This window comes from Fusicatenibacter sp. (genome assembly GCF_977045365.1).
In genome coordinates, this window is record NZ_CDRRUH010000020.1 from 20,720 (window position 1) to 42,989 (window position 22,270).

The 22,270-nt window shown below is 46.9% G+C and carries 19 protein-coding genes and 1 pseudogene; 4 read left to right on the forward strand and 16 right to left on the reverse strand.

Annotated features, from left to right (window positions below; genetic code table 11):
• Positions 1-4: 4 nt before the first annotated feature.
• The 11 genes and pseudogenes from ACY2VW_RS06425 to ACY2VW_RS06475 all read right to left on the reverse strand — a co-directional run.
• A pseudogene (locus tag ACY2VW_RS06425) lies at positions 5-103 on the reverse strand (manganese catalase family protein); the annotation flags it as partial.
• A 3-nt stretch (positions 104-106) separates the two neighbouring features.
• On the reverse strand, positions 107-388 hold the full coding sequence (locus ACY2VW_RS06430) for a spore coat protein CotJB (protein ID WP_461877471.1): 282 nt from the start codon (positions 386-388) through the stop codon (positions 107-109).
• A complete protein-coding gene (locus ACY2VW_RS06435; protein WP_082424512.1) occupies positions 385-654 on the reverse strand; it encodes a spore coat associated protein CotJA in 270 nt (89 codons plus the stop codon). Before ACY2VW_RS06435 ends, ACY2VW_RS06430 begins: the two co-directional genes overlap by 4 nt.
• Positions 655-769: 115 nt before the next feature.
• Positions 770-2,527, reverse strand: a complete 1,758-nt coding sequence (locus tag ACY2VW_RS06440; RefSeq protein WP_461877472.1) for an ABC transporter ATP-binding protein — start codon at positions 2,525-2,527, stop codon at positions 770-772.
• Complete coding sequence (locus ACY2VW_RS06445; protein WP_461877473.1) at positions 2,520-3,968, reverse strand: response regulator; 1,449 nt, start codon at positions 3,966-3,968, stop codon at positions 2,520-2,522. Before ACY2VW_RS06445 ends, ACY2VW_RS06440 begins: the two co-directional genes overlap by 8 nt.
• A complete protein-coding gene (locus ACY2VW_RS06450) occupies positions 3,940-5,805 on the reverse strand; it encodes a sensor histidine kinase (protein WP_461877474.1) in 1,866 nt (621 codons plus the stop codon). The genes ACY2VW_RS06445 and ACY2VW_RS06450 overlap by 29 nt, the downstream gene beginning before the upstream one ends.
• A gap of 199 nt (positions 5,806-6,004) precedes the next feature.
• Positions 6,005-6,823 carry an ABC transporter ATP-binding protein gene (locus ACY2VW_RS06455; protein ID WP_461874926.1) on the reverse strand — a complete coding sequence of 273 codons (819 nt, stop codon included), beginning with the start codon at positions 6,821-6,823 and terminating at the stop codon, positions 6,005-6,007.
• Positions 6,816-7,823: an ABC transporter ATP-binding protein gene (locus ACY2VW_RS06460; RefSeq protein ID WP_349142975.1), complete on the reverse strand. Its 1,008-nt coding sequence runs from the start codon at positions 7,821-7,823 to the stop codon at positions 6,816-6,818. The genes ACY2VW_RS06455 and ACY2VW_RS06460 overlap by 8 nt, the downstream gene beginning before the upstream one ends.
• A gap of 10 nt (positions 7,824-7,833) precedes the next feature.
• The gene (locus ACY2VW_RS06465; protein WP_461877475.1) at positions 7,834-9,087 is read right to left on the reverse strand and encodes an ABC transporter permease; all 1,254 of its coding nucleotides are present in this window, start codon (positions 9,085-9,087) and stop codon (positions 7,834-7,836) included.
• Positions 9,088-9,102: 15 nt separating this feature from the next.
• Positions 9,103-10,107 (reverse strand): ABC transporter permease, encoded by a 1,005-nt coding sequence (locus ACY2VW_RS06470; RefSeq protein WP_461874930.1) that lies wholly within the window; start codon positions 10,105-10,107, stop codon positions 9,103-9,105.
• A gap of 99 nt (positions 10,108-10,206) precedes the next feature.
• Positions 10,207-12,147 (reverse strand): ABC transporter substrate-binding protein, encoded by a 1,941-nt coding sequence (locus ACY2VW_RS06475; protein ID WP_461877477.1) that lies wholly within the window; start codon positions 12,145-12,147, stop codon positions 10,207-10,209.
• Between the two features lie 315 nt (positions 12,148-12,462).
• Between ACY2VW_RS06475 and ACY2VW_RS06480 the strand changes: the two genes are divergently transcribed.
• The gene (locus tag ACY2VW_RS06480; RefSeq protein ID WP_461877478.1) at positions 12,463-13,389 is read left to right on the forward strand and encodes a DMT family transporter; all 927 of its coding nucleotides are present in this window, start codon (positions 12,463-12,465) and stop codon (positions 13,387-13,389) included.
• 132 nt (positions 13,390-13,521) lie between these two features.
• Entirely contained in the window at positions 13,522-15,012 is a 1,491-nt protein-coding gene (locus ACY2VW_RS06485; RefSeq protein ID WP_461877479.1) for an AAA family ATPase, read from the forward strand.
• A gap of 150 nt (positions 15,013-15,162) precedes the next feature.
• Here the strand turns inward: ACY2VW_RS06485 and pckA are convergent, their stop codons facing one another.
• Positions 15,163-16,767, reverse strand: a complete 1,605-nt coding sequence (gene pckA / locus ACY2VW_RS06490; protein WP_461877480.1) for a phosphoenolpyruvate carboxykinase (ATP) — start codon at positions 16,765-16,767, stop codon at positions 15,163-15,165.
• A gap of 314 nt (positions 16,768-17,081) precedes the next feature.
• On the opposite strand from pckA, the gene ACY2VW_RS06495 reads away from it, so the two are divergent.
• Entirely contained in the window at positions 17,082-17,300 is a 219-nt protein-coding gene (locus tag ACY2VW_RS06495) for a hypothetical protein (protein WP_461874936.1), read from the forward strand.
• 60 nt (positions 17,301-17,360) lie between these two features.
• Here the strand turns inward: ACY2VW_RS06495 and ACY2VW_RS06500 are convergent, their stop codons facing one another.
• The gene (locus tag ACY2VW_RS06500; RefSeq protein WP_461877481.1) at positions 17,361-18,263 is read right to left on the reverse strand and encodes a helix-turn-helix transcriptional regulator; all 903 of its coding nucleotides are present in this window, start codon (positions 18,261-18,263) and stop codon (positions 17,361-17,363) included.
• A gap of 288 nt (positions 18,264-18,551) precedes the next feature.
• On the opposite strand from ACY2VW_RS06500, the gene ACY2VW_RS06505 reads away from it, so the two are divergent.
• The gene (locus ACY2VW_RS06505; protein WP_022461058.1) at positions 18,552-18,806 is read left to right on the forward strand and encodes a heavy-metal-associated domain-containing protein; all 255 of its coding nucleotides are present in this window, start codon (positions 18,552-18,554) and stop codon (positions 18,804-18,806) included.
• 122 nt (positions 18,807-18,928) lie between these two features.
• Here ACY2VW_RS06505 and ACY2VW_RS06510 read toward each other — a convergent pair whose 3' ends face one another.
• The 3 genes from ACY2VW_RS06510 to ACY2VW_RS06520 all read right to left on the reverse strand — a co-directional run.
• Positions 18,929-20,827 carry a glutathione S-transferase C-terminal domain-containing protein gene (locus ACY2VW_RS06510; protein ID WP_461877482.1) on the reverse strand — a complete coding sequence of 633 codons (1,899 nt, stop codon included), beginning with the start codon at positions 20,825-20,827 and terminating at the stop codon, positions 18,929-18,931.
• 229 nt (positions 20,828-21,056) lie between these two features.
• A complete protein-coding gene (locus ACY2VW_RS06515) occupies positions 21,057-21,521 on the reverse strand; it encodes a low molecular weight protein-tyrosine-phosphatase (protein WP_461877483.1) in 465 nt (154 codons plus the stop codon).
• Positions 21,522-21,906: 385 nt separating this feature from the next.
• Positions 21,907-22,270, reverse strand: a 364-nt coding sequence (locus tag ACY2VW_RS06520) for a tyrosine-type recombinase/integrase (RefSeq protein ID WP_461877484.1), incomplete at its 5' end; no start/stop codon positions are given.

Here is a 22,270-nt window from a genome sequence, read left to right on the forward strand (position 1 = left end):
TGAACTCCGGGCCACCGTATTGACTCATGATAATTTGGGCGATTTTGGGGTTTGGTGTCGTGATGTTTACAGGATACTCGAGGCGTTTTTCATAATTCCACATCCGTCAGCACCCTCCTTTCCGGTTGACTTCCCACGGCCATGACTGCATAACCCATTCGAAAGAACGGCTCATGCGGTCGTTGGCGGTATCGATCGTGAGCGGGCCGTACTGTTCGGCGTACTGTTTCAGTGCTTCTTTTCGAAGCTCCACTTTTTCCCGGAAAAAGGCAAGTGCATCTTCATCCTCCGGGTGGGTGTCGAGGTAAAGGTTCATTTCAACAACAGCAAAGCTGACCTGATCAATCCAGGCGAGCAGCCTTTCGCGGGATGGCATCTGCGGCATCATAGGCACTGTCCTCCTCCCTTTCCACAGAATGGTTTACAGAGTTCCGGGAATAAGGTTCCATTTTTTAATGCAGCGGAAAGATCATAGATCTGTTCAAACCGCTGCATCGGAACGTACGCCATTGCAGGTATCATATGATCTACATGCTGCATTTTCCGCGGGAAATTCCTTGGTTCCATCTTCAGTTCCATATTGTTTGAAGCGGCGCGGCGGTTCTGCATATTGTTCGCACCGCAGCAGCCGCGATTCATACGGGATGAATCCATACCATGTTCCTCTTTCATTTTCTGTTCTTTATAGAGTATGAAGAAAATAAGAAAGTGTCAAAAAAGGCAGCGGTTTCTCTTCCGCTGCCTTTCTGTCATACTAATGAAATTTTCATCAAAACTGCATCTCATACAAATGCGCATAAATCCCGCCCTTCGCGAGCAGTTCCTTATGTGTGCCTTCCTCCGCAATTCCATTCTCCGTCAGCACCAGAATCCGCTTTGCATTCCGGATTGTGGACAGCCGGTGCGCAATCACGAAGGTTGTCCTGTCTTTCGCCAGAAGCTCCAAAGATTTCTGGACGACTTTTTCGCTCTCGTTGTCGAGCGCTGAGGTTGCCTCGTCGAAAATCAGGATCGGCGGGTTTTTGAGGAATACGCGGGCGATGGAAAGCCGTTGTTTCTGGCCGCCGGAAAGTTTTACGCCGCGCTGGCCGATATCGGTGTCGTAGCCGTCCGCCAGCTCCATGATGAATTCATGTGCATTGGCCGCTTTCGCTGCGCGGATGACCTCCTCGTCGGTCGCATCCGGTCTGCCATAGCGGATGTTGTCGATGATCGTTCCCGCAAACAGGTACACATCCTGCTGCACAATACCAATTTCATCGCGCAGATCCTTCAATTTCACATCGCGGATATCCTTTCCATCCAGCAGAATCCTTCCTTCTGTCACATCGTAAAAACGCGGAATCAGAGAGCAGAGCGTCGTCTTTCCGGCACCGGAGCTGCCCACCAGCGCTACATAGTCTCCTGCCGGGACATGCAGATTCACATTGCTTAACACATTCTCCTTCGACTCCTCATAATGGAACGAAACATTTTCAAATGTTACTTCACCCTGTACATCCTTCATCGGCAACGCATCCGGCTTGTCCTGGATGTCCGGCGCGATACTCATAATTTCCAGAAAACGTTCATAGCCGGAATAACCATTCTGGAACTGTTCCGTAAAGTTCACCAGCTTTTTCACCGGATCCGTACAGTTGTTGATGTACAGAAGAAAGGTAACCAGATCCGCCGCCCCAAGCTTCCCGCCTGTCATCAGCAATGCGCCGACAATCAGCGAAATAACGGTAATCAGCGTCGAAAAGGCTCCCATTCCCGAATTGTAAATTCCCATATAGCGGTAGCTGACCTTCTTCGAATCGACAAAGCGGTCATTTCCCGCATTGAACTTACGCATCTCTTCTGTCTCATTTCCAAACGATTTGACAACACGGATCCCCGAAAGGCTGTCCTCAATCTGACTGTTGATATCCGCAATTCTGCGGCGGTTTTCCTTGAATGCACTTTTCATGCGGCTGTTCATCACCAACGCAAACAGCAGCATCACCACAATGACTACAAGCGGCACACACGCCAGCATCGGATTTACCACAAACAGAATAATCATCGCGCCGATCAGTTTGATAAACGAAATGACAATATCCTCCGGCCCATGATGTAAAAGCTCACTGATATCGAACAGATCGCTTGTAATGCGGGACAGCAGATGGCCGACCTTCTGGTTATCAAAAAAAGCAAACGAAAGCTTCTGATAATGGCCGAAGATCTCGTTCCGCATATCATGCTCAATCCGCGCCCCCATTACATGGCCGTAATAGGCAATATAAAAGTTACAGTACATTTCGACCAGAACCATAACAATCATCAGAATACCGAGGCGGATAATCTCACCCGTTGCCTGCTCCAGCGGCTTTTCCACAACCGTACTCGTAATATACCGTACAATCAGCGGAATCACCAGTGTAATGGCTGCTCCAAGCATTGCAAAAAACATGTCGGTAAAAAACAATCCCTTATATGGAATGTAATACCGCGCCAGCTGGCGGATTCTTCCCTTCTCTTTTCCGGTTTCTTTTTCTTTACTCATCCTGTCCTCCCTTTCCGTTGGAAACCATTTTGTAATCTTTTCGGAACTCAGACGGTGATACGCCGCATGCCGTTTTAAATGATTTCATGAAATGCTTATCATTTTCAAATCCAACCTGTTTGGCAATTTCCGTAATTTTATCTTCTGTTTGAATCAACAGACGCTTTGCCTCCGCAATGCGGATCTCCTTCAGATAGTTCACAAAATTCACACCGGTATGTTCTTTAAACGCTGCTGAAAACAGCGAATAATTCATACAAATATGGTTAGATACCATCGCCATATTCAGATCTTTTGCATAATTTTCCCGAATATATGAAATTGCCTCTTCCATTTTTTCTTTTCCGGCCGTCTGACTTTTCAGGCTTTCCCTGTAAACGTGTATCCATTCTTCAAACGCATTCAGAAACAGATCCGCATCACGGTACTGCAGAGGGCGCGGACATTTTTCCTGTTTTTCCGGCACTCGATGAAAAAGATCCAGCTCTTTGCAGATTGCTTCTGTTACTGCCAGAAGCTGATAGGGGGAAACCCTCTGATGCGCTGCCTCAAAATACCAGTTCCGCATTTTTCGCAACATAGCATCCACCCGTTCCGTCGGCACCTGCAGGATAAATTTTTCCTGAAACTGTGTCAGCTCCGGCTTTTCCTCAAAGCATTTTTTCTGATATTCTTCCACAGGACTTTTCTGTATAAATGCCATTTCCCGTGCCAGCAGTGCTTCCCGGTATGCCTCTGGAATTTCCATCACAGAACGATGTTCTTTTCCCACTCCGAGACAGAATCTCTCATCTTTTTCTTCCATGATCCGCTCTGCCTCCGATTCCGGCAAAAGATACAGAACTCCTCCTTCTACGCCTTCCAGCAGAATTCCGCTGCATTCCGAAAACCGTTCCCCATTTGCCTTGCTGGTCAGTAAAATCCGGAAGCTGTCGTTTCCGATGTATCGCCGGATCCTGCTTTCCATATCCATCCATTCTTTATCTTCGGCCATTTCTGCATTCATCATCAGATAACGGAGCTGATTTAAAAAACACCGTTCTTCCTCTTCTTCCGTTTCCCGGGTCTCCGAAAGCTCTCGTTCCAGATTTTCCAGAAGCTGTTCTATCGTCTCCCGCTTGATCGGTTTTAAAATATAGTCCCGAACTCCATGTTTCATCATTTCAACCGCATAGGAAAATTCATCATAGCCGCTTAAAACAATAACAACAGGTTTCTGTGACAACTCCTCCATTTCGTTGACCAGTGTCAGACCATCCATTTTGGGCATACGGATATCAGTGAACATGACATCCACCCTCCGTTTTCTCAAAATCTCCAATGCCTCTTCTCCGTTTCGACACTCCAGAATCTCCTCCACCGGCACGCTGCTTCGCCGGATCATCGCCACGATTCCCTGTCGAATCAATTTTTCATCTTCTACAACCAGCAGTGTATTCATTTTCTTTTTCTTCCTCTTTCTCGTCACCCTCTTGATCCATCAGAGAATATTTCCCCCTCGTGATGGGAAGATGAATACTCACCTTCGTATAGCAATGCTCTTTTGTATAAACCGACAGCCCATACTCGGTTCCGAACTGAATGTGGATTCTGTCCTGTACATTCCGAAGCCCGATTCCATGTTTCGGCTGTGTATCCGAATTCAGGCGCATCCTCAGTTTGCGTCTCAGAATTGCAAGCTGTTTTTCTGACATGCCGATTCCGGAATCTGTGATTTCAATCTCAAAGCTCTTTTCATGCTCTATTCCTTTGATTTCAATGACAGCATCTGTATCCTGCTCCTCAATTCCATGTGTAATTGCATTTTCCACAATCGGCTGCAGAGACATCTTGGGGATATCCTGCCGATACAGATTTTCCGGCATCTGAACAGACAGTGTTATTGTGAAATCATACCGCAGATTCATCAGCTCCACATAGTTCTGAATATAATTCATCTCATCCTGCACGGTTACCAGGAATTTATTCCAGCGCATATTATAGTGCAGCATTTCGCCAAGTGCCGTTACAGCATCGGAAATCGTATATTCTTCATCAATCTCAGCCATCATCTTAATGGATTCCAGCACATTGTAAATAAAATGAGCGTTAATCTGGTTCTGCATTGCCCGGATTGCCGTATCTTTCAGAGCTGCCTCCCTTTTGATGCTTTCCTCGTTCTGTTTCTGAATTCTCTCCAGCATTCCGTTGATCCCATAACTCATTTCCCGCATCTCTTCTGCACTGTAACAAACCTTTATCTTTGTTGTTCCATTGTCAATCTGACGCATCTCACACAGGACGTCATAAAACTCCTTCAACAGGCCACGCACAATCAGATTGACTACCACAATCAGAAGCAGCCCGAAAACAGCAAATTCAAGCAGCATTCTCTGCTGCTGCTTGATCATGTTTCCGGTTGCATCATCCAAATTGGTCAGTGTTACAAACATTCCATTGAGTTTATCGACTTTCCGAAGCACAATTGCAACGTTTTTCCGGTCAATCACAGCGCTCTGCTGACTCTCTTTTTTGTCACGGATTCCTGCCCGGAACAGAATCAACCCCCGATAGGACTGCCATTTACAGGCTGCCGCTGTTTTCCCGCAGTCATATAAATTCCAATTTTCATCAATAAAGCAGGCCCAGCTGCTGTCACTGGAGCGATAGATTTCTGGAAATATGTCTGCCATACGCATGGATACCTCGATCACGCCAAGCCTTCCTCCGCTTTGATCCCGCAGCTCCCGTACATAAGTCATCAAATGGGAACCTTCTTTTTTGGTGCCGGAGATAATATTTTTTTCCTGTATATCAAAAAACCACTGTCCTCCGCCCTGATAGCTTCGGTACCAGGCGCAGTTTTTCATCTTTTCCTTCTGGTACAGGATCGGCTGCTGCTCCAGAAAACCGTCTGCCATGGCAAAAATATGGATCTGATACAGATCCGGCATTGCCTCCTGCATTTTATCAATAATACTGATGCTGTTGTTCCGAAATTGCTGATAATAGCTCTCCGAAATCTCCTCTCCCCTCCTGAGATGAAGAAGATATTTCTCCAACGGTTCATACTCCTGCAGCGTATCTACAACCATTGAGCAGGCATTCGCTTTTGCATTCACCTCCGCACAGGTAAGATCTGTTGCCGTTACTGCTTCATTTACCCCATGATCTATGGCATTCTTTTTGATGCTCCTAAACTCGAAACACATCATGCCAAAAAGTGGAATAAAAACAAAGATCAACGTTGTTATGGTAAATTTTTGGTTCAGCTTCAGTCCGCGAAACCAGTTTCGCATTTTTCATCCCCCAGTTTTCTTTTCTGTTCTGTAACCTTATCAATTTTACCATTCTTTTCTTCAAAAAGCAATTTTTTCAGAAAAATCATGGACAAAAAAGAGAAGACGGTACACTTTTTTTCCGTGCACCGTCTCTCTTTTCGCAAGACTCATATATGACGCAAAGCATGATTCCAGGGAAACAGCTTTCGTACCATTGTTATACCGTTGTCAGATCCCACGGTTCATAAATCTTCGGAACATCGCTGATCAGACGTTTGGTATACGCTGCTGTCGGGTGAAGAATTACTTCTTCTGCCGGACCGGACTCTACAAATTTTCCATGCTCCATAATATAAACATTATCGGACACATAGTAAGCAAGACCAATATCGTGGGTGATGAAGATAATCGTCATATTGATCTCATCACGCAGTTTCAGCAGCATATCAAGGATTGTTGCACGGGAGCAGGCATCGATCATGGATGTCGGCTCATCGGCAAGCAGAATCTTTGGTTTCAGAAGGAAAATACGTGCGATCATCAGTCGCTGCATCTGGCCTCCTGACAGCTCAAATGGATATTTGTTTGTCAGTTCTGCGTATTTTAAGTTTACAAAACTGCAGGCCTCTGTCATCAGACGTTCTTTTTCTTCTTTCGGCAGATTCTTGTCACCGCGCATATTAATGCAATCCAGCAGAACAGAATCTACACGTTTAAACATATTGTAAGAAGCGAACGGATCCTGGAAAATCGCCTGGATTCCTTTCCAGTACTCTTTTTTCTTCTTTCCGTTCGAGATATCTCTTGGTTTGCCCTGGAAATCAATTTCGCCATCGGTTACACTGATCAGTCCGAGCAGCATCTTGGAAAGCGTTGTTTTTCCGGATCCGGATTCTCCTACGATGGAAACAAATTCGCCTTCATGAAAATCGAAATCCACATGGTCTACAGCGACCGTTTTTGCATCACCAAAGCCAAACACTTTCGTTACGCCTCTTCCGGAGAGGCATGGTTTTAATTCTTTACCATCACGCATTTGCATACACCTCCCGAATCTTTCTCTCGGACATCAGACAACGATACTCTCTTCCGTTCGGCAGCTCGATGACATCTGGTTTCATACCGCGGCAGGTTGGCTGTGCATAAGGACAGCGGTCTGCGAAACGGCAGCCCTCCGGCGGATGCTTCAGGTTTGGCGGAGTTCCCGGAATTGCGGTCAGCTTCTGCTCTCTTACGCCTTCCTCCGGAACGATGATGGATCCCATCAGACCTTTGGAATATGGATGCAGCGGATCGAATACCATTTCTTTTGCGGTACCTTTTTCTACGATCTGTCCGGCATACATAACCATGATATCGTCAGTTACATTATAAAGAAGCGGCAGCTCGTGTGTGATGAAGATCATGGATTTGATAAATCCTTTTTCCATCAGGTCACGCATCATTTTGATAACCATCTTCTGGGAAGTTACATCCAGCGCGGATGACGGCTCATCGGCGATCAGTACCTTCGGAGAAAGGATGGTGGAAATTGCAATTACTGTTCTCTGTTTCATACCACCGGAAAGCTCTACCGCATGCTTCTGCAATACCTCCTCCGGCAGGCCTAAGATCTGAAAACGTTCTTTTGCCAGATCATAAATATCCTTTTTCGGCATTTTCGGATCATGCGCATGGATAACGTCTTCTACAAATCGGATGATTTTCTGTGTCGGGTTCAGAGCATTCATTGCTGCCTGCGGAATGTAGGCGATCTCATTGCCCAGAATATTTTTCCGGACATCATCCGGTTTCATTCCGGAAATTTTTCTTCCATCTACGATAATATCGCCGCTGATGTAGTGAAGCGGTGCGAAATAATAGCCCATCAGGGACAGCGCCAGCGTCGATTTACCACAGCCGGACTCACCTGCTACACCGAGGGATTTTCCCTCCTCAATCTTCAGGGAGACTCCGTCTACGGCGTATACATCTTCATGAAAACGAGTTACATATTTCGTTTTCAGATTGTTTACTTCCAGCATTACTTTTCCCATAGCTGCCTCCTTAGTCTCTTAACTGCGGGTTGAATACCTGGTCAAGACCGGTGTTCATCAGGTTAAGAGAGAATGAAATAAGTGCGATTACAAGAATTACCGGGAAATAAGCCCACCATGCACCATTTAAGTGTGCATTGTACTGGGTTGCCCATTGCATCATAAGACCAAGTGTTGCGGTCTTTGTGGTTGCCGGTCCAAGTCCGATCATAGAAAGCTGTGCCTCTGCCAGAATTCCGGAGGAAATCTGGAGAATGAAAGCCATAACAACGTAGGATGCAACGTACGGAAGGATGTCGGTAAGGACAATCCGCAGCATGCTGTGGCCGGACAGCTTGGAAAGGTTTACATGGTCACGGTTTCGAAGAGAAATAACCTGAGAACGTACGGAACGTGTTGTCCACGGCCATGCTGTAATTCCGATCAGGAGCGCCACCATCATGATTCCCCTCTGAGACTCGCCTACGCTGTAGGAGATAAGGATCAGGAGAACGAAAGATGGGATAACGGTGAACAGGTTGGTAAAGAACAGAATCAGGTTGTCTACAAATCCTCCAAGGTAACCTGCAAGAAGTCCAAGGAACAGTCCGATCAGGGTTGCAATCGTTCCCGCAACCAGACCGATTTTCAGGGATGATCCTGTAGCAGAGATCAATTCGGTCAAAACATCACGGCCAAAGTTATCTGTACCAAGAACGAAGGTCTGACGGTTAATAACATCTTTTTCATTGATATACTGCTTGCTGTCGATGCTCTGAACCTCTTCCAGCTCGCCGGTCTCTTCATTTTTCTCAGCAATAATGGTTGGAACATCTTCTAAAATACCGTCGATCTCTTTGTCGAGACGCTGATATTTTTTCTTTTTTGCTGCGATAAGGCCTTTCTGCTCTGCATTTGGGTCATACTTCTCCTCCCAGAGAGCAATCAGACCTTCCGCATCGGTAACATCGATTTCACTGGCATCTACACCGCCGTATTTTTCCAGCCATTCTGCCATCATAGAACGGTTGTCCATTGTTAGTTTGCTTTCAACGATGGTTGCGGTTGCATCAACATTCATCTTATACGTTTTGCCGGAATTCACGGTATCCTGAATTGAAAGATAGGTACCCGGTTTGAAAAAGTTTCCGTTTCCGATCATTGCCAGCGGATCTTTCGCCACAATAAGCGGATAGATGATAATAGTCAGGAGAATTGCCAAGAAGATTACAAATCCTGTCACGAATTTTCCTGAATGAAAAATCTGTTTGATTGTATTTTTCATAGCGTATTCTCCTTTCTAATCCTGCTGGGATGCTTTGACACGCGGGTCAATGACTGCATACAGAAGTTCAACAAGCAGGTTGGCCAGCAGAACCATGATAGTAATGATTAGCGTACAGGCAGAAAGCAGCGGATAATCCTGGCCGGTAACTGCTGAGAGCATCGTTGTTCCAAGCCCCGGGTAACTGAATACCATCTCAGCTACCAGGTTACCGCCGATCATGGTACCAAGGGACATTGCAAGACCGGTGATCTGCGGAAGCATTGCGTTACGGAACACATATTTCACAATCGTATGATCCTTGATACCAAGGAAACGACTGTATTTTACATAGTCGGCATTCAATTCATAAATTGACATCGAACGCATACCAATAGCCTGACCACCGATCGTGATGATTACGATAGACCAGAATGGCAGCTGGTAATGCGAAAGCACAGATTTCATAAAAGCAAGGCTCATATGCGGAATCATACTGCTCGCATAGCCGCCTGCTGCAGGTGCGATATGTAATTTCAGTGAGAAAATAAACAAAAGTATGGTTGCCATACCAAAGGCAGGTACGTTACTGATAAACAGGAATGCCGGAAGGATTGCCTTGTCGAAAACGCCTTTCATATAAGCTGCAATTGCACCAAGCAGGTTACCAAGAATCCATCCAACAATAATGGCCGGGAGCTGCAAACATATGGTCCACAGAACCGAGCTGGAAATAATATCGGATACGGTACGCGGATACTGGCTGAAAGAAACACCGAAATCACCGCGAAGTGCATTTTTTACCCAGGTAAAAAACTGGACATACATTGGTTTGTTAATACCAAATTTTGCTGCATAGTCTTCATATACTTTCTGGATTGCAGTCGCATCGGTCATACCTTCTACCGATTTGGACGCAATAGTGGAAACCGGATCGCCCGGCATCAGACGCGGAAGAATGAAGTTCAGCAGTACCGCAAAGACTAACGTCAGAAGATACCACAGGATCTTCTGCGTATAATACTTTTTCATTCCTTTCATAGAGGAACCCTCCTTCTGATTTTGTAAAAGCGGCCGGAGCACCCCGGCTCCGGCCGCCTCTGTTACAATTCAGTATGTACTTTCTTTCTGTTCAGCAAATCAGCCGTCAACCAGTTCCAGATTGTACAGTGCTGCTACGCCATAACCATCCGTGCAGTCCATCGGAGGAACATTGGTTCCATCGTCTTTCTGCGGATAGTTGGTCCATACGGACTCATTTACCTCATGGAATACCTGCGGTCTGTACATCAGCGGTACACACGGGCAGTCTTCCAGCATAATCTTGGAGAGTTCTGTGTAGTAATCTTTCAGTTTTGCATCGTCAGTTTCCTGAGGAATTGCTGCAAGGATTTCATCTACACGATCGTTCTGATAATGACCGAAGTTACCACTGTAGTTAACCTCGAGAGCGTTGTAATCAGAGCTCATGAAGAAACGACATCTCATGTACGGGTTAGCAACCGATGTACCAGGGCCGGACTGCATGGTGATTTCGAAGTTTCCAGTGCTGTAATCGGTGTTGTAGTTTGCTGCTTCCGGGAAGTAGGTCTCAATGTTGATACCAATGTTCTTTCCTGCTGCTGCTACGATCTCAAGGGTTGCATTCCAGTCAGACCATCCTGTCGGGCACTCAGCCTTGTAGGAAAGATTCTTTCCGTTGTACTCACGGATTCCGTCGCCGTCAGTATCTACGATTCCGGCGTCGTCCAGAAGCTTCTTAGCGCCTTCTATATCGGCATTGGACCACTGATACTCTTTTAAGGCATCCTGATCCACCAGTGCCTGCTCGCCATCGGTCGGGTTCATAACAGAACGCGGAACATCTGCGAAAGTAGGAGACTGTCCGGACATTGCTGAAGAAATAACCTGATCGTAATCAACTGCCATAGCAATTGCTTTACGGACAGCTACCTGATCCAGTCCTTCTACTTCTGTATTGAAGAACAGGGTAGGCATTGTCATACACAGCTGATACGGTGCTTCATCGATATAGGTAGAAATCGGAAGATCCTGCTCTAACCACAATTTCTGAAGGTCTGTGATGAATACCTGTGCCACATCGACATCACCATTCTGGAATGCTGTGGTAGCTGCTGCGTTGTCTTTAAAGATCGGGTGAGAGATATATTTCGGAACCGGAAGCTTGCCCCACATGGAGTCTGCCTGTCCCCAATAATTATCATCACGAATCAGAACTACGTTCTGGTCATTGTCAAAGTATTTTTTGTAAGGGCCAGATGATACGAGATCTTCCATCTTGTCCAGTTTAATTGCTTCCGGATCGTTGTTATTTCTCTCTGCCACGGTGTTCAAGTAGTTTTCCTGTAAGATGTAAAGCATCGGGAGATATCTTTCTGCCAGAACCGGGTTTACAGCTTTTCCGGAGTCATCGGTTACAAGTTTGAAGACTGCTGTGCTGTCATCCTCTGCAACAATATCAGCGATGTAGTTCTTCATCTCAGCACCGGTAGAAGAATTATTATCTACATGTGCATGATAGGTAGCTGCTACATCTTTTGCAGTAACCGGTGTGCCGTCATTCCATTTTGCATCAGCTTTGATCTTAACGGTAATTTCGGTACGGGCATCGTTCCAAACCGGATCTCCGTCTGCAAGGAGCGGATACATTTTAGCATCCAGCGGGTTCCACATGTAAAGAGTCTCATATACGAGTACACGGGAAGCATCGCCCTGTGCCAGAACCATGGCGTTGTTGGAGTTTGCAGACATCGGGTTGTAGTCGTTGACGGTACCCCACTGCTGGCCTGCGAAGTAAAGAGTTTCATTTCTCGGAAGCTCTCCTACCACATCATCCGAACCTGTGGTATCTTCGCTGGAAGCATCTGCTGTGCTGGAAGATGCTGCTGTGGTATCTTCTTCGCTTGCTGAGGAAGCATCTGCTGTTCCGCTTGAGGATGCTGTGGTTCCTCCTGTTGAACTGGAACTTGTGCTTCCGCTGTCTCCGCATCCGGCAAGCATCGTTCCTGCCATTGTCACTGTCATCAGCAGTGCAAGGACTTTCATGTTACGCTTTTTCATACTTTTTACCTCCTTAAGGTTTTCGTTCTTGCTTGATGAGTTCATTATATACAAAAAAAAGCGGAAAAACAGTGTCCATTTTTTGTTTTTGGTGTCTATTTTTTATTTCGTATTGGTTAATTTGCTCAGTTTCACTTTTTTAAGCTGATTTTTCATGTACATTTTTACACGTACTGTTTTTGCAAGATCTGCACAGTTTCGTCATTTTGATTATTTATACCATTTTTCTGTCTTTTCCGACGTCTTTCCATTCGCTTTTTCCGTTCTTTTATGCTATGATGGATACCGTATCAATTTCAGGAGGTTCTTTCTATTATGAATACTGTTTCTCATAAGTACCGGCAGTCGGCGCTCCTGCTTCTGACCGCAGCGATCTGGGGTTCTGCGTTCGTTGCACAGCAGACCGGCATGGATTACGTCGGACCTTTTACGTTCAACGCGGCCCGCAGCCTGCTTGGCGGTCTTGCCCTGCTTCCGCTGATTGCCTTCTTTTCCTCACGGGAAAAACGCAGCTCTGCACAGCAGGCATCGGCGGACCACACTGCCGACAGAAAAACGCTGTGGACGGGCGGCATTCTCTGCGGTATTGTGCTGTTTGCCGCCTCCACGCTGCAGCAGGTCGGCATCCAGTATACAACGGTTGGAAAAGCCGGTTTTATTACAGCACTTTATATTGTACTCGTTCCGGTCTGCGGCCTGTTTTTCCGGAAACGCGTCCAGCCTAAAGTGTGGCTCGCCGTTCTCATTGCGGTCGCCGGTCTCTATCTGCTCTGCATGACGGACGGATCGTTTTCTTTACAGAAGGGCGATCTTCTTGTACTCGCCTGCGCGCTTGGTTTTACGGTACATATTCTGGTGATCGACCATTTTTCCCCGCTCGTTGACGGTGTGAAGATGTCCTGCATTCAGTTTTTTACGTGCTCACTTCTTTCGGCTGTCTGCATGGTGCTGTTTGAGACCGTAAATCTCTCCGATCTTCTGCATGCCTGGATGCCGATTCTCTATGCCGGAATTCTCTCCTCAGGGGTTGGTTATACGCTGCAGATTGTCGGCCAGAAAGGGCTGAATCCGACGACAGCTTCCCTTCTGATGAGTCTGGAATCCGTTTTCTCCGTTCTTGCGGGATGGATCATTCTGCATCAGGCGCTCTCCGGACGTGAGCTTTTCGGATGCATTCTGATGTTTGCGGCGATTGTACTCGTACAGCTTCCGGATTTCCAGAAAAAAGCGTCTGTTTCGTAATACCATTCATATTTTCAGCATAAAAATACAGAAAATCACAAAATCCTGCATATTGATTGCAGGATTTTTTAATTCGTGCTACACTGTTCCTATGTGCTTTCATAAGCAATTATTTTATTAGGAGGTTCTGTTATGCCTGTTTTTGATTTCAGCAATTCACCGGAAAAAGCAAAAGTTTCCGAATGTACGTATACTGTTTTCCGCACAAACGCACCGTTCACTTCCCCGGAGCAGCCGATTCTTGTTCTGGATACGAAGGAGAAAGAATTCCCGCATCATCCCTGCGGCATTTTCACGAATCCGACGAAACGGACCTCGTTTGAATTTAAAGAGGAAGACGAAACCTTCATCGCCGATATTCTCCAGATCGATGCCCGCTTTGTCAGTCTGTTGAAATGGCTCGGCGAAAACCATATCAATGTCCGTCTTTCCGGAACACAGACCGCAGACGGCTATGCCGTTTATAAAATCCGCGAGATCGCTTTCGGCGGCGGTGCAAAGCTTTCCGCCGAGGACGGCTTTTTACAGTTTATGATCGAGCGTCTCCTTGCCAGCAATGCGCCGGAAGAAGAAATCGAGGACGAGGATCAGGAGGAAACCGGCGACAGCATGAAGCTTACCAGCATTCAGTCCATCACCGATTTCATGAACTGCGCCGGAAGAACGCTGCCGGACAACATCCGCCTGTGGGCACGCCGGAATCTCGCCGTCGCACGCTCCCACGAGGTTTCCCCGGAGGAGCGCCGCCACGCACAGCGTGCGCTTTCCATGATGATGAATATCCAGTGGAAGAGCAATTATTTTGAAGCCATCGACCCGGTCGAAGCGCGCCGCATCCTCGATGAAGAGCTGTACGGCATGGAGCGTGTGAAACAGAGAATCATCGAGACGATTATTCAGATCAACCGTACACATACGCTTCCGGCTTACGGACTGCTGCTGATCGGACCGGCGGGAACCGGAAAATCGCAGATTGCCTACGCCGTTGCCCGAATCTTAAAGCTGCCGTGGACAACTCTCGATATGAGTTCCATCAACGACCCGGAGCAGCTCACCGGAAGCTCCCGGATCTATGCCAATGCAAAGCCAGGTATTATCATGGATGCGTTCTCCATGGCGGGCGAATCGAACCTTGTCTTCATCATCAATGAGCTCGACAAGGCTGCTTCCGGCAAAGGAAACGGAAATCCGGCGGACGTACTGCTGACGCTGCTTGACAACCTTGGCTTTACCGACAACTACATCGAGTGTATGATTCCGACCGTCGGCGTTTATCCGATTGCAACTGCCAACGACAAAGACCAGATCAGTGCTCCGCTGATGTCTCGTTTTGCGGTCATCGAAATCCCGGACTACACACCGGAAGAAAAGAAGATTATCTTCTCACGGTATGCGCTTCCGAAGGTATTAAAACGCATCGGCATGAAAGAGGGTGAGTGCATTCTGACACCGGAAGGACTTGATGCGGTCATTGCCTGCCATGAAAACACAAGCGGTATCCGCGATCTCGAGCAGGCCGCCGAGCATATCGCGGCAAATGCACTGTATCAGATCGAAGTCAACCACGTTTCTTCCGTTGTCTTTGATGCAGAGATGGTACGCGAACTGCTTCTGTCCTGCTGATCTGTCTTCTTTGAATAAAATGCCAAACCTGACACAGCTCCCTGTTCGACCGGCCGCCTCACGGTTTCTCGGACAGGGAGCTGTATTTTCGTTCAAAAAAGCCCCCGGCACTTTCATGCCAGGGGCTTATCTTTGATCGATTCAGAAAAATTATTTCTGCGGACCAGCGGAAACAAGTGCTTTACCAGCAGCGTTTCCTTCATATTTTGCAAAGTTCTTGATGAATCTTTCAGCCAGATCCAGTGCTTTTGTCTCCCACTCGGAAGCGTCAGCATAGGTATCGCGAGGATCCAGGATAGCCGGATCAACGCCCGGAAGTTCAGTCGGAACTTCGAAGTTGAAGTACGGAATAGTCTTTGTCGGAGCTTCGTTGATAGCACCGCTTAAGATTGCATCGATGATTCCACGGGTATCACGGATGGAGATACGTTTTCCGGTTCCGTTCCAGCCTGTGTTAACCAGGTATGCTTTTGCTCCGCTCTTCTCCATTTTCTTAACAAGCTCTTCTGCATATTTGGTTGGGTGCAGCTCCAGGAATGCCTGGCCGAAGCATGCGGAGAAAGTAGGAGTCGGCTCGGTGATTCCACGCTCGGTTCCTGCAAGTTTTGCAGTGAATCCGGACAGGAAGTAGTACTGAGTCTGCTCTGGTGTCAGGATAGATACTGGCGGAAGTACGCCGAATGCGTCTGCAGACAGGAAGATTACGTTCTTCGCTGCCGGTGCAGAAGAAATCGGGCGAACGATGTTCTCGATGTGGTTGATCGGATAAGATACACGAGTATTCTCGGTTACGCTCTTATCGTTGAAGTCGATTTTGCCTGCTGCATCAACGGTAACGTTCTCAAGCAGAGCGTCACGTCTGATTGCATTGTAGATGTCCGGCTCAGACTCTTTGTCCAGGTTGATAACTTTTGCATAGCAGCCGCCCTCGAAGTTGAATACTCCGTTGTCGTCCCAGCCGTGCTCATCATCACCGATCAGGAGACGTTTCGGGTCTGTGGAAAGTGTTGTTTTTCCTGTTCCGGAAAGTCCGAAGAAGATTGCGGTGTTCTCGCCGTTCAGGTCTGTGTTTGCAGAGCAGTGCATGGAAGCGATGCCCTTCAGCGGCAGATAGTAGTTCATCATAGAGAACATACCTTTCTTCATCTCTCCGCCGTACCATGTGTTGATGATAACCTGCTCGCGGCTTGTGATGTTGAATACTACTGCTGTTTCAGAGTTCAGACCCAGCTCTTTGTAGTTCTCAACTTTTGCTTTGGATGCGTTGTAAACAACGAAATCCGGCTCGAAGTTCTCAAGCTCTTCTGCGGTAGGTTTGATGAACATATTGGTTACGAAGTGTGCCTGCCAAGCTACCTCAACGATGAAACGGATAGCCATACGGGTGTCTTTATTTGCGCCGCAGAATGCATCTACAACGAACAGTCTCTTGTTGGAGAGCTCTTTTTTAGCGATCTCTTTTACTGCTGTCCATGCTTCCTGGGTTGCCGGATGGTTATCGTTTTTGTACTCATCGGAAGTCCACCATACAGTGTCTTTCGAGTTCTCGTCCACAACGATGTATTTGTCTTTCGGTGAACGGCCTGTATAGATACCGGTCATAACGTTGACTGCACCAAGCTCTGTCTCCTGGCCTTTTTCATAGCCTTCCAGCTCTGGTTTTGTCTCTTCCTCAAATAACTGCTCATAAGAAGGGTTGTACACAATTTCTGTGGTACCGGTGATGCCATACTTTGTTAAATCAATCTGTGCCATCTTGTAATTAACCTCTTTCCTTTGATAGTAATACTGCTTCGTTCTGCAAAATGCAGAAATTTGAAGGTATCCTTTTTAAGAAACCGGACCAGCCGGCCTCTTCTACTCTAATTATACATAAAAGGTCAAAAAAATCAACTGAAAATCTTCCGTTTTTTTACAGAACGTGTCCCAAAATCTGTAAAAATTTTATAAACTTCTATTTTTTTAAATTTTCTGACAATTGCATTTTTGTGCACTTCATCCTGCAAATTGACATTTTTTGATTTTGTATGTTATAATATTAACAATTATGTCCGGAAAGAGGTTTCTTTATGTATTACGATCTGACCCGCGGGAAAATCTCCCGCTCTCTTATCCTGTTTGCCCTGTCGATGGGCGCCGGTGCGCTCTTTTCGATTTATCAGGGACGGAAGGATCTTTCTTCCTTAAAGCTTTCCATTATGCGCTGGCATACCTTTTCTCCGCCACGGCGCTTGGCGTTGCCGGAATCTGGATCGCCATTCCGATCGGCTGGGCACTGGCTGATATGACCGGACTTTTCTTCCTGCGGCGTGCATTCCGATCGCAGACGCCTTCATAAGTTCCGAATCTTATATCGCAGTACGGTTTTCTGCGGATAAACTGCGGAACTGCCCCGGCGTCTGGTGCATGCGGTCCTGGAAGACGCGGTTAAAATAGCTGATATTTCGGAATCCGCAGTCGCTCGCGATCTTGCTGATCGCCTCCTCGGTGGAAAGCAGCAGCCGGCAGCTCTCGGCAATCCGCAGGTTATTGACATACGTCACGGCGGAAATATGCATAATCGACTTAAAGAAGCGGCAGAAAGCGCTCTCACTCATATGAAACTGGCTCGCCAGTTCCGCGATTTCGAGATCCTCACAGAAATGAGCATTCATGTATGTGAGGATCTCTTTCATTCTGCTGACACGGTAATTCGTCGAGGCATCCATTTTTCCACTGTTCTTTTCTGCCGCGCTGTAATATCCCTGCCAGATTTTCAGAAGTTCCGCTTTTAACAGCAGCTCCCAGCCCGGCTCTTTTCTTTCCTGCAGATTTCGGATCTCCAGCATGGCCCGCGCCGTTTTTTCTGCAAGGCGTGTTCCCCGCTCTGTCTTGGATGGAAAACGGATCTCGGAGGACAGCACTGGTTCGATATACTGCTGCTGGATCCGGTCAAGCGATGTGCCGGACAGAAAACGCGGCTGGAATACAACGGCAAGAAACGTAAATTCCTGTCCGTCGATTCCCTCTACCTCATGCAGACGGTTTGCATTGACAAAGGCGGTCTCCCCTTCCCGCAGGAGAAAGGTCTCGGTATCCATATGAAAAACAGCTTCGCCCTTTACTGCATAAAAGAGCTCCACTTCCTCATGCCAGTGGCAGTACACCCGCACGGTGCTCTGCAGGTCTGTCTCGAAAACGTGAATGCTCAGCGGAAAAAGCTCATCGCCGTGGGGCTGTGTTTCTTTTCGGTAATTCATCTGTGAGAGCATATTTTTGTCTCCTCTCTTGTTTTGCTCTGCTGTCCCAATTGTAACACGAACTTTGCGATTCCGGCAAGTTTCCATGTTCTGCCGGCGAATCGCCCTTCCATGACCGTATTTTCCTTCTTAAATGATAATAATTATCATATTTTATCAGCTTATTGACATTTCTTTTCATCCACGCTATATTTTAGATACCCCGATAGGGTATGTGATTTCAAATTTTTCATCAAACTCCAGGAATACAGTCCGGCACGCTTTCGTTTCGCTGTATTCCTGGAAGAAAGCAGGTATTGTATGATTAAAACAGTCTTAAAAATTGATGGTATGATGTGCGGCATGTGCGAATCCCATATGAATGATGTAGTCCGCAAAAGCTGCTCTCCAAAGAAAGTAAACTCTTCTGCAAAAAACGGCGAGACCGTTGTCATCAGCGAAGCGCCGCTCGATATCCCGTATCTGAAACAGCAGATCAAGGACATCGGATATGAGCTGGTTTCGTATACGAGTGAGCCGTATGAGAAAAAGGGATTTTTCCATTTCGGACGATAAGCGGATTTCATGCCTTTCCTTTTGCAGTTTGTGCGTCGGAAAAAAGCACCGTTTCAGAAGTTTATTTTCTTTCGGAAATCTGCCTCTGAAACGGTGTTTTCTATTTTTTATCTATGATTTGATCAGCCACAGCAGCATCCGCAGGACGGCGGCGTTTCTTTCTCCTCTTTTTTCGGAGATTCTGCGCCCAGATCGTACCAGGTCGGGTCGATGTCGAATCTGCGGTTGTTTCCAAGATAGATCGGATGGGTCGGGTCTGAGGACAGGCAGGCACGCTCGGTCGAAACCTTCCACTGTGCATCCCAGTCAATCTTCGGAAGTGCCAGATCGTAGTGTGTGCTGGCGCGGAAGCCGTCTTCCTCTCCCTCAATTCTTCCCTGGCGGATGATGGCTGCAAAATCTGTGTGATGTGCAAATGCCGGAATCTGGTACAGATCTTTTAAGTAATCCGAAACATTTTTCAGATCCTGCACACGGTATTTCACCGGTCCGAGGTAACGGGAATATAAGAGGTCAAAGCGCACAAGGGTAACATAAAGCGCTGCGTCTGCCTCGGTCACAAAGTCTCCTGCCAGGAAACGGGTGGCTCCAAGTGCTGTTTCGAGCTCTTCAAGGGCTCCGTAGAACTGTTTTGCACTTTCTACGTACTGTGCCAGTTCTACGGCATTCAGCATCGTATCCAGCGGCTCGGTGATCTTTTTCTTTACTTCTTCAGCGGCTGCTGTGGACGATTTTGCATTTGCTGTTGGTGACAGCTCCGGTCCGTCCGGCAGTTCGCGGATTTCGGCAAGAATCGTCTGATAATCTTCTTCTCTGGTATCAGCCAGCGGCGGAAGGCTTGCCGGATCTTTCTTCGTCGGCAGCTCCTCCTCGGTATATTTTGCAAATTCTGTGCTTGGGATGGCGTGAATCTTCGCATAGATTGCGGCATCCTCACGGTTCTTTTCTGTTTCAACATCTGCATCGCTTCGTGCAGTTCCGGCATCGGTCTCTGCTTTCAGTTTGTGCTCCGGATCACTCGATAAAGCAGAACGATCGTCCACATTGCCCCAGAACTGTGCAAAATCGAGCTGTTTTAAGAAGCGGACATTGAAGCTTCGCTCCGCGCTTCCCTTGGCGTCTGCCGGCGGCACGGCAAAATCTGCAAAGAAGGTATTATTTTTGAATGCCGGGATCTCCCACAGCTCTTTTGCGTAGCCCCACAGGTTTTTGTAAGTGTAGAGCGGATGCTTCGTCTCGCCGAGCTGTGCGGTATAGCGGATGTCCAGACGGGCAAGTGTCACGTACAGGCGGATATCGGAATCGGTTACGTAATCACCGAAGAGAAAACGATTGGTTTCCAGCCGTTTTTCCAGGCGGTCCATCGCAGCGTAGAAGGTGTTCACACCGTCGAAATGGCCTTCGTTGCTTCTGGAGAAGGAACTGCGGTATACCGCGTTGTTGATATTATCGAAGAGCCAGAGATTCATCTTGTCAATCTCTTCCCGCAGCTCCACCGGATACAGCTCCGGCGCGCCTTTTTTGTGCCATGGGCGGAAGTTGACCTCGAAATAAGTGGTCAGCCAGTTGTAATCGTTGTTGACTACCTTTCCCGTCGTTGTGTCGATCAGCGCCGGAACGGTCGTTCTTCCCTGGTAATCATCATCAGCACGGTAATACGCCTCAGAGAGGAACTGATCACCGAGCACCGGGTCGATGTTGTTTTCATTGTAAACGTATTCCCAGCCAAGGTTTTTCTCATGCGGGGCATGCTCTACCATATTGACGGAAATCTGATCTTCCAGACCCTCCAGCTCTCTTACGATCGCCGCACGGTTGGACCAGTGGCACAGCTTTGCCCAGACGAGACGGTATCTCTTATTACCTTCTGCCTTCAGATCGTTTTCACCGTCGCCGAACGGAGTCGTGAAGTGATTCGGCTGTCTGCGGAAATAGCCGTTTTTGTCGATCTCCGATACGGTTTCTTTTGGTCTTACGCGGATTTTTCTTCCATTTACAATCTCATAATCATAATTCGCCATTGATTTTCTGCCTCTCTTTCGCGTGTTCTATCGAATGAATTTTCAAATAGGAAAGCTTTTGTTTTCCTATTATTTCGCTATGTTTTCTATGCAGTTATCATACCATATCTGTCTGGTTACGTCTAATTGCTAATTCTTTGGAATGGCTATAGGATTTTCTTATAGTAAAAGGCCAGTGCCGCATTCTCTGCAAATGGGCACTGGCCTTGTTTTCGGCGCTCTTTGTTTTTCAGATTTTCCCTTCCTGCCGCAGATACGCCAGAAAGCCATCGCATCCTTCTACGACATCGCGGTACGTCGTCTCAAAATCTCCCGTATACCACGGATCCGCAATATCGCGGCCGGAACCGGCGAAGGAAAGAAATTTGTAAACCTTTCCATCCGGATCATTCTTCAGCATCCGGTTCAGATTGCGGATATTCGCGGTATCCATGCCGATGATGTAGTCGGCGCGCTCGTAATCCTTCCATGTAATCTGCTTCGCGTGATGCGGCACGAGCGGAATGTGCTCCTCTCGCAGCTTATTCACCGTACCATAATGCGGCGGATTGCCGATCTCCTCGCGGCTGGTGGCGAAGCTGTCGATTTCAAAATTGTGGGCAAGGCCGAGGGAATTTACTTTGTGTGTGAAAACGCTCTCAGCAAGAGTCGAACGGCAAATATTGCCGTGGCACACGAATAAGACTTTAATCATATATTTTAACTCTCTTTCTGATTTTCAAATTTCGTCTAAATTGTACTGTGTAAAAGCTGTGTAAAAGTTACTATCATCTTCCAAAAACTCTTTATTTATGGGCTTTGTATGGTTCATTCCATATGTTTCCCCAGCAGACGAATAGTACCTTTTTCATGCCTAAACTCCCTGATTTTCCTTGGTTTTCCACTACTTTCTGTGTCCATTATTTCGGCTTATTTTGGCTCATTTTGGCGTGCTTTTTCCATCAAACTGTGTAAAAATCTGTGTAAAACGCCCCTTCAAAAACCATTTTACACATTGCCTATTTTTTCAGCATTTGGATGGTGTATATGGCAGAATATAAAGAAAAATATATAGGCTCTAAACGAGCCCTATCCTTTATTTAAGCCATCTTCCAACCTTTATCCTTAAGCTTCTTCTCCTGACCATTCGCCTTAGAAATCTCCTCTGCTGCAGCCTGTGCTTTAACAAGCTTCTCCATCTCTTCCTTAGCATCATCAATTTTAAGATGTGTGTAAGTGTTCAGAGTTACGGAAATATCGCTATGCCCCATCAGGTACTGGAGCACTTTCGGATTCATTCCGGACTTGGCCATGTTGGAACAATAAGTATGACGGCAAACATGTGGTGTGATTTTAGGAAGCTGAACACGATAGATACTATTGTATCTGTCCACTGCATGCTGGAAGTACTTCTCCCAATGCATTGCTACCATAGGCTTGTTATCCTTATCAAAACAAAGGAAC

Coding starts and splice junctions, on each gene's coding strand:
- ACY2VW_RS06500 (WP_461877481.1), bottom strand. CDS start 18,263: ATGCTCTCACAGATGAATTACCGAAAAGAAACACAGCCCCACGGCGAT.
- ACY2VW_RS06465 (WP_461877475.1), bottom strand. CDS start 9,087: ATGAAAAATACAATCAAACAGATTTTTCATTCAGGAAAATTCGTGACA.
- ACY2VW_RS06445 (WP_461877473.1), bottom strand. CDS start 3,968: ATGAATACACTGCTGGTTGTAGAAGATGAAAAATTGATTCGACAGGGA.
- ACY2VW_RS06450 (WP_461877474.1), bottom strand. CDS start 5,805: ATGCGAAACTGGTTTCGCGGACTGAAGCTGAACCAAAAATTTACCATA.
- ACY2VW_RS06495 (WP_461874936.1), top strand. CDS start 17,082: ATGTATTACGATCTGACCCGCGGGAAAATCTCCCGCTCTCTTATCCTG.
- ACY2VW_RS06435 (WP_082424512.1), bottom strand. CDS start 654: ATGGATTCATCCCGTATGAATCGCGGCTGCTGCGGTGCGAACAATATG.
- ACY2VW_RS06485 (WP_461877479.1), top strand. CDS start 13,522: ATGCCTGTTTTTGATTTCAGCAATTCACCGGAAAAAGCAAAAGTTTCC.
- pckA (WP_461877480.1), bottom strand. CDS start 16,767: ATGGCACAGATTGATTTAACAAAGTATGGCATCACCGGTACCACAGAA.
- ACY2VW_RS06455 (WP_461874926.1), bottom strand. CDS start 6,823: ATGCGTGATGGTAAAGAATTAAAACCATGCCTCTCCGGAAGAGGCGTA.
- ACY2VW_RS06505 (WP_022461058.1), top strand. CDS start 18,552: ATGATTAAAACAGTCTTAAAAATTGATGGTATGATGTGCGGCATGTGC.
- ACY2VW_RS06430 (WP_461877471.1), bottom strand. CDS start 388: ATGATGCCGCAGATGCCATCCCGCGAAAGGCTGCTCGCCTGGATTGAT.
- ACY2VW_RS06440 (WP_461877472.1), bottom strand. CDS start 2,527: ATGAGTAAAGAAAAAGAAACCGGAAAAGAGAAGGGAAGAATCCGCCAG.
- ACY2VW_RS06460 (WP_349142975.1), bottom strand. CDS start 7,823: ATGGGAAAAGTAATGCTGGAAGTAAACAATCTGAAAACGAAATATGTA.
- ACY2VW_RS06480 (WP_461877478.1), top strand. CDS start 12,463: ATGAATACTGTTTCTCATAAGTACCGGCAGTCGGCGCTCCTGCTTCTG.
- ACY2VW_RS06475 (WP_461877477.1), bottom strand. CDS start 12,147: ATGAAAAAGCGTAACATGAAAGTCCTTGCACTGCTGATGACAGTGACA.
- ACY2VW_RS06515 (WP_461877483.1), bottom strand. CDS start 21,521: ATGATTAAAGTCTTATTCGTGTGCCACGGCAATATTTGCCGTTCGACT.
- ACY2VW_RS06470 (WP_461874930.1), bottom strand. CDS start 10,107: ATGAAAGGAATGAAAAAGTATTATACGCAGAAGATCCTGTGGTATCTT.
- ACY2VW_RS06510 (WP_461877482.1), bottom strand. CDS start 20,827: ATGGCGAATTATGATTATGAGATTGTAAATGGAAGAAAAATCCGCGTA.